Raw genomic sequence first — 10300 nt, 5'->3', positions numbered from 1 at the left:
AGGAACTCGCCATCCTCAAGGGCCGTGTTGACGGTTTGGAAGCTCGCGTTGGCGAGCTGGAAGCAACGCAGTTCTCCACCACCACCAAACTGAAGGGTGTAGCCACCTTCGTGATCGGTGCTAACAGCTTCGGTGGTAACGCTGATCAGCTCAATGGTCAGAAGCGTTCCGATGTGGCTGCGGCTACTTCAGGTGCAACGAGCTTCAACTACGATTTGAAGCTTTTCCTTGATACCAGCTTCACTGGTAAGGATTTGCTCCGCACAGTTCTTCGTGCCGGTAATTTCGGCAATTCAGCATTCGGCGGCGGCGGTTACGTCGGTCTTGATGCTATGGAAGTTGCTTTCCAGGAAGATTCCGGTGCGAACAGCGTTGGTGTAGATCGCCTCTTCTATCAATTCCCAATCGGCAGCAGCTTCACAGCAACCGTTGGTGGTCGTGTCCGTCAGGACGACATGCTGGCTGTATGGCCTAGTGCATATCCTGCTGACACTGTTCTTGACTTCTTCACCTACGCCGGTTCCCCTGCGACCTACAACTTGGGTCTTGGTGCTGGTGCAGGCCTGAGCTGGGAATCTGATGATTTCAGCATCAGTGCTAACTACTTGAGCACCAACGGTCAGCTTTCAAACCCAGGTGACGCAAACGACTTCGGTGGTTGCGATAACGCTGGTGGCATTGCAACTGACTGTGCTGGCTCCAACGGAACTGTTCAGATTGCATACGCTCCTGAGAATTGGGGCCTCGCAGCTGCTTACAACTACACCTCAAAAAATGCTGGCACTCTCTACTCCGGTAATGGCACTCCATTGGCCAATTCATTCACCAGCAACGGAAATAATTCTTCCGTTGGTCTGAGTGCTTGGTGGTCCCCAGAAGAATCCAGTTGGTTCCCCAGCATCAGTGCTGGTTGGGGCTACAACAGCATCACTAATGGCGACGACACCCTCGTCTTCCGTTCTGCCACAACGCAGTCCTGGTATGTGGGCCTTCAGTGGGCTGACGCTTTCTTGAAGGGCAACACCTTGGGTATGGCCGTTGGTCAGCCCACCTTCGTGACCAACGTTGACTATCGCAACGACGTTTCGAATTCAGACTTCGTTGCAGACGGCAACTACGCCTGGGAATTCTGGTACCAGTTCCAAGTCACCGACAACATCTCTGTGACTCCTGCGATCTACTACCTCAGCCGCCCTTATGGCGATCTGACTGATGGTGGTAACCGTGCCTTCGGTGGAAACCGTGGCGATGACACCTTCAACAACTTTGGCGGCCTCCTGAAGACCACCTTCAAGTTCTGATCACTTAGAGATTGATCCCTCTTTTGAGGGATCTTCCTTGTTGATTGTTGTTATTTCTCTCATATTGCTTATGCAGTATGAGAGTTTTTTATTGAGATTTAGGGGGTTAATGTAATTTTTGAAGCTTGGCTCTTAGCTGTAAAAGCGCTTTTGACACGGTTTCTGTTGATGGTTTTGACCTCTGCTCTTGGCCTATGGGCGGTTATCTGATTGGATAAAAGCATGCCAATTGCTCCCGATATCACCCATCTGGTGGGTCGTACTCCGCTTGTACGTCTTAACCGCCTCCCAGAGCGCAGTGGGTGTCTGGCTGAATTGGTGGCAAAGCTGGAAAGCTTCAATCCCACGGCTTCGGTGAAGGATCGGATTGCCGGGTCGATGGTTCTGGCTGCTGAACAAGCTGGAACCATCGCTCCAGGACGGACCGTGCTGGTTGAGCCCACCAGTGGAAACACGGGAATCGCTTTGGCGATGGTTGCAGCAGCTCGGGGCTACCGCTTAATCCTTACCATGCCCGACACCATGAGCACCGAGCGCCGCGCCATGCTCAGGGCCTACGGGGCTGAGTTGCAGCTCACCCCAGGGAATGAAGGAATGCAAGGGGCGTTAGATCTCGCTAAAGAGCTTGTTTGCGAGATCCCCGAGGCTTATCTGCTGCAGCAGTTCAATAATCCTGCAAATCCAGCGGTCCATGCGGCTACGACAGCAGAAGAGATCTGGAGTGATACCGGCGGTGAACTTGATGCCTTTGTGGCTGGAGTCGGGACGGGTGGCACGATCACAGGCTGTGCCAGGTTTCTCAAACAGCGCAATCCTGATCTAAAAGTGTTTGCGGTAGAACCGGCAGCCAGTCCTGTCTTGGCGGGTGGAGCCCCGGGCCCCCATCGCATTCAGGGCATTGGTGCTGGGTTTGTTCCTTCTGTCTTTGATCCAAGCTTGATTGATGAAATCCTTGGGGTGAGTGATCAAGAAGCGATGGACGTGGGGCGCCGTTTGGCCCGGGAAGAAGGCCTGCTCTCCGGGGTCAGTAGTGGAGCCGCTGTGGCGGCTGCTCTCCAACTTGGCCAAAGACCTGAGATGGCAGGGAAACGGATCGTTGTGATTCTTGCCAGCTTCGGTGAGCGTTATCTGTCCACACCGATGTTCAGTGCTTCGGCTGCTCCAACGGCGTGGCGGGATGGTCAGCTTTGAGCCATTCTCCCCAGCTTGAGGCCAAAGGTGGTGATCCTTATGTGGTGCTCGGGGTGAGTCGCAGCGCCACTGCGGCTGAAATCAAGGCGGCGTATCGCCAACTTGTGAAGAGGCATCATCCCGATGCAGGTGGAGATGCCGAACGAATCCTTGTTTTGAATGCCGCCTGGGAGTTGCTTGGCGATCACGAGCGACGGCGTGCCTTTGATCAGCAAGGGTCTCCTAGGGCTGTAGAGAAAGACGAAGCACGCCGCCGTGGTGTCAGAAATGCTCGAGCGAGTCAGGCTGCTCGTCGTGCCTCTGGGCATGGTGCCGCTGAAGATGATGCCCTAGCGAATTGGTTGAAGAAGGTGTACACACCGATTGATCGCATGCTCGGACAGGTGATCAATCCCTTTGCCAGCGAATTGCGTGAGTTATCGGCAGACCCCTATGACGACCGTTTGATGGAAGGTTTCTGTCATTACCTGGAGCAAAGTCGCAGCAAACTAGACAAGGTGAAAGATCTCTTCCAATCCCTCCCTACACCCTCATCGGCAAAGGGATTCGGGCTGAGTCTTTATCACTGTCTGTCGGAGGTAGAGGATGCGATTGGCGAATTGGAGCGCTACACGATGGGCTACGTGGATGGTTATCTCCACGATGGTCGTGAGATGTTGCGAGAAGCCAGGCAAAGGCGCAAGCGTCTTCAGGAGGAACGTCGCCGCTTGGAGATCGGTTGATGAAGTCTTGGCAATTTCGGGGGTGCTGACTTTGATTTGGCCCCTCTCGATCGTGCTTGAACAGCACCTGATTTGGTGAGTCTGGTGAGATCTCTGCTGTGTTGGGTGGGGCGCTCTGGAGGTTGCCAGAGGCAGTGCAGTCACTCCCTCCGGCCGTGCGTGCTGTGGAGAATTCCCTCAACAGTCAGGAAAACACTTCCAATTGAGAGAGCTTCAGCCAGACGTCTGGAACAGGACGCCTCCAGCGCACTTGTCCGTACTCTCCTTTTACCAAAAGAAGTTCTCCAGGTCCCTCAAAGATGTATTCGGGTGGTCTGGGATCACTGGCTGATGCCTCGACGCTTCCCAGATAGGACGAGCGGTTGACGCGAACCAGCGCTCCCTTTTTGAGCGTCGCCGCTGGTTTGGTGGTTGGGGTGGACTCAGCGGATGGTTCAGCCATGGAGAGACGATCAATCGAAACCAGGCTAAAACCTCCCTACCAACAAGGCTGATGTTTGTCCCACCCTCTTGCCTTGTATTTAGTGGCCTTTGGAGGGCTGCTGCTCGTATCGGTCCTTCTTGACGATCTTGCTGCGCGTATCAGGGTCCCCGGCATCCTCATGGTGCTGGTTTTGGGCTTGCTGATTGAAAACCACATGGGCGTGGTGGGAGGCCAGCAAATCACTCTGCTGAACCTCAATCAAGCGCAGCAGATCAGTCAGGCCGCCCTGGTGCTCGTGCTTTTTTTTGGTGGTCTCACCACTAACTGGTCTGCGGTTCGCGGTGTGATCAAGCCTGCTGCGCGTTTGGCCACGGTTGGAGTGGTCATCACAGCGGCCTTGATTGGATGGGCTGGATTCGGACTGAGCGCAGCCAGTGGTGTTGGAACGAATCCAACAACCCTGCCGCGGGTTCTATTCATTGGAGCCATGGTGGCAAGTACGGACGCCTCTGCCGTTTTGGTCCTTCTTCGTCCCTTGGCTGGGCGATTGCCAAAGCGATTGATTGATTTGATCGAGTGTGAGTCGGGTTTCAACGATCCAATGGCTGTTGTTTTGGCTGGATTGGCGTTGGCTCTAGCCGGTGGAGATGGCGTTGCTGCTGGGGTGTTGGTCACAGATGTCGTCCGCCAGTTTGTGCTCGGGATCTTGCTGGGGTTCATCGGCGGCACCCTCACCCTCCAACTGCTTGGAACGCGTCTCACCCTTAACCATGCCGCCATGCTCCCGGTCGTGAGCTTGGCGTTGCTGATGGTCTTAACCGGTGGAACCTTGTTGCTGGGTGGGAGCCCATTGCTTGCGGCCTATGTGGCGGGCTTAGTGCTTGGGAATGGCCCAACCCTGGATCGAAAGGCGCTTGCTGAGGCCCATTCCAGTTACGCGAAAATGGCGGAGCTTTTGCTGTTCTTGTGCATGGGGCTTGTCGTTGCCCCGCAGGATGTGGTGTACGCCTCTGGTTGGGCTTTTGTTCTCTTTCTGTTGATGCAGGCGGTGAGATTCCTGATGGTGCATGCCCTGCTTTGGCATACCACCTTCACCAGGTATGAACGAATTTTCGTGAGCTGCGCGGGATTGCGTGGAGCGGTTCCAATCGCACTGGCCATCGATGCCTGGTCGTCTGGCATTCCTTGGGGGGCGTCGATGCCTCCTCTTGCCCTTGCCGTTGTGCTTTATGGCCTTTTTATTCAGGGCTTTGCGCTTGTTCCGTTGGCTGAACGCATGAATCTCACGCTGCCCTCTCGGCAACATGATCCGGACGCTGCTGCCTAGCCTCTCGAAGCAGACAAGATGGATCCACCATGCGACTTTTGCTGATCGGATGCACCGGACTGGTCGGTCGTGCCTTGGTTCCCATGCTTCAAAGCGCTGGGCACGATCTCACCATCGTGAGTCGTCGGTCAGCTCCGGCCGGACTTCCTCCTCGTTGCCTCAAAGGCTTGTCGTGGGTGCAGTGCAATCCAGCCGATTCGAGCAGTTGGGCGCCATCGAGTCCGCTGCAGCAGGCACTGGCGCAAGCGCAAGGGGTTGTGAACTTGGCAGGGGAACCGATTGCAGAGAAGCGTTGGACTTCAACGCATCTTCAATTGCTAGAAGACAGTCGCCTGCAAACCACTCGCCAGCTTGTGAAGGCGATGAGGGATTTGGCCCAGCCTCCCAACGTGTTGATCAACGCCTCGGCTGTTGGGTATTACGGAACCAGTGCAGACCAGTGTTTTGAAGAATCCAGCCCTTGTGGCAACGATGTGCTCGCTGGGCTGTGCCAACGCTGGGAAGCGGCAGCGGCGGACAAGCCTGACGCCACGCGATTGGTGGTATTGCGCATCGGGATCGTGCTGGCGGCCGATGGTGGTGCGTTAGGCAAAATGCTGCCGATCTTCCGGATCGGTTTCGGTGGACCGATTGGAACAGGTCGTCAGTGGATGAGTTGGATTGAGCGCAGCGACCTTTGTCGGATGATCCTTGCCGCTGTGGAGAACGATGCTTGGTCGGGGGCCGTGAATGCCGTGGCTCCAACGCCGGTCACGATGACCACATTTTCGGCAACTCTGGGTCGTTGTTGGGGGCGTCCAAGCCTGCTGCCGGTCCCCGGACCACTCTTGAAATTGTTGCTTGGCGATGGAGCGAGGGTGGTGCTGGAAGGGCAGCGGGTCCAGTCAGTACGTCAAGCCGCGTTGGACTTCAGCTGTCGTTTCTCTGAGCTGCCTGCTGCATTCGACGCTGCCACCAGCTCCACAGCCCGTTGATCAGGGCGGCTGCCATCAGGACTCCAATCGCTGGGGTGAAGAGGGGGTCCCAGAGCCGCTGAAATTGCTGCATGGGCGCTTTGAGTCCTTGTCCGTCCGCGATGACGGCCACGGCAAACCAAACCGCACCCCCCAAGACTAGAAACACATCCACAACGAGGAGCCGATCCAGCCAGCGTTTCCAGGGGGGTTCAAGGTTTTTTGATGTCATCTAGCTCTTTTCCAGCAGCCCACTGATCCAGTCAGCCATTTTGCTGCCTCCGCCTTGGGGGCCCAACCGTTGCATCGCTTGTTCCCGACAATCACGACGAAGGTCTGGGTCATTCACGCTTCGTTCCAGCAGTTCGACCGCCAGTTTGGCTGTTGCTTTTAGCCGTTGTTCTCCTTCGTCAGGGGCCGCAGCACAAAAAACGGTTGGACCAAGCAACCGTCGCTGAGCTTCCGCGAAGCCAGCGGTGAATTGGGGGCCTTGGCCAGGGAGTTGCAGCACTGGCTTGGCCATGCCCACGGCTTGTTCAGCCGCGGTGCCGGCCATACATAGCAAGAGGTCTGAGCCGAGAAGCACGGAGTTAAAACCCTGTCGTCTCACCTGAATCTGCCGCCCGTCCTTCTCCAAGCGTGCTGGGGAGCTGCCTTGCTCCCGAACAAGAGACCAGCCATGGGACTGGGCAAGGTTGTGCAAGGGGTCATCTCCGAGCGCTCCAACGAGTGCTAGATCGATTTCAAGCTCCCCAGGCCTGTGCTGCGAGAGCGGGATCTGGTCGATCACGCCCAGAAGCAGCAGCAGATTGTGTTCCAGCTCTGGTCGACGGCTGCCGGGCAAGAGTCCCAGACGTCTTTTGGCGTAGGGAAGGCGCTGACTAGTGCTCAACACAGAATCCATAAAAGGATTGCCCACGAACACCACCTCGCGCTTCAGCTGTTCGCTGAGATCCAAGGCTGTGAGGGCATCGCGACTGAACACCGCTTTAAACCGCTGAGACTTGAGGCAGCTTCCGCAGGGCCATGGCAGTCGCAATCGACCCTCGTAATGACTGGAGTAAGCCACCAGATACGTCGCCACGGGCCGGTGGCAGAGCCATGCCGCCATCACGGGGATGACATCCCCGATCACCACCACCAAGTCATAACGGCCTGCGTTGCGCAGCAACCTCAGCAGGCGGCTCAGAAGATAGATCACCTGACCCTGGATCAGCTCCGTGAGGCGCCCTCGAAAGGTTGTGTAGCCAAGCCCACCCGTGCTGAATTCACGCGTACGACCCACCAGCGGGATCGCTGCTTCGCTGTAGGGATTGCCGCGACCCACCAGAGGCAGCGCTTCAACGGAGTGCCCTTGCGCTTTCAAGGCTTGTCCAAGCAAAGCACCCGAGAGGTCTTCGCCATGACCATTGCTTAAAAGCAGCAGCCGAGCCACGTCAGAGCTCCAACCAACTCTTCACTTTGAGAAGGGCGGGCCAGTCCGGCCGACGTTTAAAGCCATCATTGATCGACTCTTTCAGCTCATCTCCCATTTCGGGAGCAACCGCTAAGACCTGCTGCACGACAGCAATTTGATCACGAACGCCCTTCGCTTTGGTTTCCAGCATGGCCAGGGTCAGATTGATCCGAGCCTGAGGATCCTGACCATTGAGCTTCACCGCCAACCGAGCAGAACGCAACGCATCGTCTGGCCTATTGCAGAGCAACAGAAGCCAAGCCAAGCAAGTCCAGCCAGACGACTGCCGGGGTGCTGCTTCGGTGATCGCGACAAAATCATCGATCAACTCTGCCGCTGGTGCTCCACTTTGATAACGGGCCATCGCCTGCTCGAACAGGCTGGATTCCTGAGATTCCTGGGACTCCATCGCTGATTCTGATTCTCTGGAAATTGTCATCAGATTCCCACGCGGTGTCGCTCAGACCGCAAAGGAGCTACCGCATCCACAGGTTTGGGTGGCATTGGGATTGGTGAAATTGAACCCTCCCCCAATCAGGGCCGTGCTGAAATCCAGCTGCATGCCATAGATGTAGAGCAGGCTTTTGGGATCACAGACCACCCGAAAGGCGGCACCCGAGGGGGCGGCATAGTCGTAAACCTCATCGCCTTCCTCAATCTCAGAGGCGGGCACAAAGTCCATGGTGTAGCTCATGCCGCTGCAACCGCCAGAGCGCACACCAACACGAAGGATTTGCTCATCTCCTTGCTCTCGGCAGAGCTTCGAGAGTTGAAGCATTGCTGGATCCGTGATCTGAATGCCTTTTCCACCTTTGGCTGTGTGGGTCGCAGTACTGGGGGTGGAGGTGGTCATGGGTCAAGAGTCCAGCTGGCCTGCCGTCACTGTATTGAACCCGCGCGCCTCTTGCTTAAAGCAGTTAAGGCGTTCGGATTCATAGAGTCATTGAATTCTTGGTAGAAGCGCTGGTGCAGGTCGCGATTGTGGGCTCAGGACTGGCCGGCCTAGCCGCTGCCGTCGACCTCGTGGACGCAGGTCACAAGGTTGATTTGTACGAAGCGCGTCCGTTCATGGGCGGCAAAGTCGGCAGCTGGGTGGATGAAAACGACAATCACATCGAGATGGGATTGCATGTGTTCTTTTTCAATTACGCCAATCTCTTTGCCCTCATGCGCAAGGTGGGTGCGATTGATAACTTGCTGCCAAAAGATCACACGCACCTGTTTGTGAATAGCGGCGGTGATCTGCGGGAACTTGATTTCCGTTTCCCGATTGGTGCTCCGTTCAATGGACTCAAGGCTTTTTTCACGACTCCGCAGCTGACCTGGATCGACAAGTTGCGTAATGCATTGGCCTTAGGCACCAGTCCAATCGTGCGTGGCCTTGTGGATTACGAAGGAGCAATGCGCACGATTCGTGCCCTGGATTCCGTGAGTTTCCAGACCTGGTTTGTCAGCCATGGCGGCAGCTTGGAGAGCATTCGCCGGATGTGGAATCCGATTGCTTACGCCTTGGGCTTTATCGATTGCGAAGCCATTTCGGCGCGCTGCATGTTGACCATTTTCATGATGTTTGCCTCCAAAACAGAGGCTTCAAAACTCAATTTGCTGAAAGGTTCGCCGCATCGCTGGCTGACGGGGCCGATTTTGGAATACATCCAAAAACGCGGCGCCACGTTGCATCTTCGCCACCGCGTGAAGGAGGTGCATTACGAGGAGGGTGAGACTCCGAAGGTGACCTCCCTCACCCTGAGCACTCCCGAGGGTGAGTGCAATGTTCAGGCGGATGTGTACTTGGCGGCCTGTGATGTTCCAGGGATCCAGCGCCTTCTCCCCGATGCATGGCGTAAGCATGAGCAATTCGATGCCATTCATCGCTTGGAAGCTGTTCCGGTCGCCACGGTGCAGTTGCGCTACGACGGATGGGTGACGGAACTGGCGGAAGGAGATATGGCAGACACGCGCCGGAAGGATCTGTCCCATCCCATTGGTTTGAACAATTTGCTCTATACCGCTGACGCAGACTTCAGTTGTTTTGCGGATTTGGCATTGGCGAGTCCTGAGGACTACCGAAAGCCAGGAGAAGGATCGTTGCTGCAGTGCGTCCTGACCCCTGGCGACCCTTGGATTCCAAAATCAGTGAATGACATCGTTGCCCACACCGATGCTCAGGTGCGCAAACTCTTCCCATCAGCGCAGCACCTGAACCTCACCTGGAGCAATGTTGTGAAGTTGGCTCAGTCTCTCTATCGAGAGGCCCCTGGAATGGAGCCCTATCGCCCTGATCAACGCACACCGGTCAGCAATTTTTTCCTCGCTGGTAGTTACACCCGACAGGACTACATCGATTCCATGGAGGGAGCCACGATGAGTGGTCATCTTGCTGCTGCAGCCATTCTTGGCACGTCGGCGAAGTTGGCCACAAACGCCGCGGTGGCCTGAACCGATGGGACGTTGGCTCGACCACACGGTAACCACCGAAGTTCAAGCACCTGTGGATCAGGTGTGGACTGTTTGGAGTGATCTCGAAGCGATGCCTCGCTGGATGCGCTGGATTGAATCCGTTAAGACCCGAGAAGACCCTGACCTAACGGATTGGACTTTGGCAGCCCAAGGTTTTCGTTTTCAATGGAAAGCGCGGATCACCAGCCGCATCGAACAGCAGCAACTGCTGTGGGAATCGGTGGGGGGACTCCCCACCAAAGGTGGCGTTCGTTTCTATCAAGAGAAGCCAGAGCTCACAGCTGTGAAGCTGAGCGTGAGCTACGAACTTCCTGGAGTCTTGGCACCGTTGATGGAACCGAGCATCCTGGGAGGGATCGTTACCAAGGAGCTCCAGGCAAACCTTGATCGTTTTAGGGATTTGGTGGAAAGCGGTTACTCACCACGGTCGGAGCCTTGAGTTGGGTCAAGTCTCGAGCTTTGCCCT

The 10300-nt window shown here is 56.1% G+C and carries 12 protein-coding genes; 7 read left to right on the top strand and 5 right to left on the bottom strand.

Going from position 1 to position 10300, the window contains the following annotated elements:
• From DXY38_RS06660 to DXY38_RS06650, 3 genes are all read left to right on the top strand, one after another.
• Nucleotides 1-1301 (top strand): iron uptake porin (locus DXY38_RS06660; protein ID WP_115070972.1); only part of this gene is annotated, 1301 nt, incomplete at its 5' end.
• A 222-nt stretch (nucleotides 1302-1523) separates the two neighbouring features.
• Nucleotides 1524-2492: a cysteine synthase A gene (gene cysK / locus DXY38_RS06655; RefSeq protein ID WP_006854579.1), complete on the top strand. Its 969-nt coding sequence runs from the start codon at nucleotides 1524-1526 to the stop codon at nucleotides 2490-2492.
• The gene (locus DXY38_RS06650; RefSeq protein ID WP_244279035.1) at nucleotides 2489-3214 is read left to right on the top strand and encodes a J domain-containing protein; all 726 of its coding nucleotides are present in this window, start codon (nucleotides 2489-2491) and stop codon (nucleotides 3212-3214) included. The genes cysK and DXY38_RS06650 overlap by 4 nt, the downstream gene beginning before the upstream one ends.
• A gap of 184 nt (nucleotides 3215-3398) precedes the next feature.
• On the opposite strand, the gene DXY38_RS06645 is transcribed toward DXY38_RS06650, so the two are convergent.
• Nucleotides 3399-3656, bottom strand: a complete 258-nt coding sequence (locus DXY38_RS06645; protein WP_006854577.1) for an NAD(P)H-quinone oxidoreductase subunit O — start codon at nucleotides 3654-3656, stop codon at nucleotides 3399-3401.
• Between the two features lie 55 nt (nucleotides 3657-3711).
• Between DXY38_RS06645 and DXY38_RS06640 the strand changes: the two genes are divergently transcribed.
• Nucleotides 3712-4965: a cation:proton antiporter gene (locus DXY38_RS06640; protein WP_115070970.1), complete on the top strand. Its 1254-nt coding sequence runs from the start codon at nucleotides 3712-3714 to the stop codon at nucleotides 4963-4965.
• A 29-nt stretch (nucleotides 4966-4994) separates the two neighbouring features.
• A complete protein-coding gene (locus tag DXY38_RS06635) occupies nucleotides 4995-5939 on the top strand; it encodes a TIGR01777 family oxidoreductase (RefSeq protein ID WP_115070969.1) in 945 nt (314 codons plus the stop codon).
• Here the strand turns inward: DXY38_RS06635 and DXY38_RS06630 are convergent.
• Genes DXY38_RS06630 through DXY38_RS06615 form a run of 4 tightly spaced genes read right to left on the bottom strand, consistent with a single transcriptional unit; the run spans nucleotide 5875 to nucleotide 8227 of the window.
• Nucleotides 5875-6150 (bottom strand): hypothetical protein, encoded by a 276-nt coding sequence (locus tag DXY38_RS06630; RefSeq protein WP_115070968.1) that lies wholly within the window; start codon nucleotides 6148-6150, stop codon nucleotides 5875-5877. The genes DXY38_RS06635 and DXY38_RS06630 overlap by 65 nt on opposite strands.
• Nucleotides 6151-7353, bottom strand: coding sequence for a lipid-A-disaccharide synthase-related protein (locus tag DXY38_RS06625; RefSeq protein ID WP_115070967.1), 1203 nt, complete (start codon nucleotides 7351-7353; stop codon nucleotides 6151-6153).
• Nucleotide 7354: 1 nt separating this feature from the next.
• The gene (locus DXY38_RS06620; protein ID WP_115070981.1) at nucleotides 7355-7783 is read right to left on the bottom strand and encodes a hypothetical protein; all 429 of its coding nucleotides are present in this window, start codon (nucleotides 7781-7783) and stop codon (nucleotides 7355-7357) included.
• Nucleotides 7784-7834: 51 nt separating this feature from the next.
• Nucleotides 7835-8227 (bottom strand): iron-sulfur cluster assembly accessory protein, encoded by a 393-nt coding sequence (locus tag DXY38_RS06615; RefSeq protein ID WP_115070966.1) that lies wholly within the window; start codon nucleotides 8225-8227, stop codon nucleotides 7835-7837.
• A gap of 113 nt (nucleotides 8228-8340) precedes the next feature.
• Between DXY38_RS06615 and zds the strand changes: the two genes are divergently transcribed.
• Nucleotides 8341-9813 (top strand): 9,9'-di-cis-zeta-carotene desaturase, encoded by a 1473-nt coding sequence (gene zds / locus DXY38_RS06610; protein WP_115070980.1) that lies wholly within the window; start codon nucleotides 8341-8343, stop codon nucleotides 9811-9813.
• Nucleotides 9814-9817: 4 nt separating this feature from the next.
• On the top strand, nucleotides 9818-10273 hold the full coding sequence (locus DXY38_RS06605) for an SRPBCC family protein (protein ID WP_115070965.1): 456 nt from the start codon (nucleotides 9818-9820) through the stop codon (nucleotides 10271-10273).
• Nucleotides 10274-10300 lie beyond the last annotated feature (27 nt).

Source organism: Synechococcus sp. UW179B, assembly GCF_900474245.1.
Lineage (GTDB): Bacteria > Cyanobacteriota > Cyanobacteriia > PCC-6307 > Cyanobiaceae > Synechococcus_C.
The sequence above is the reverse complement of the archived record's forward strand: the minus strand, read 5'-3'. Positions and strand labels throughout refer to the sequence as shown.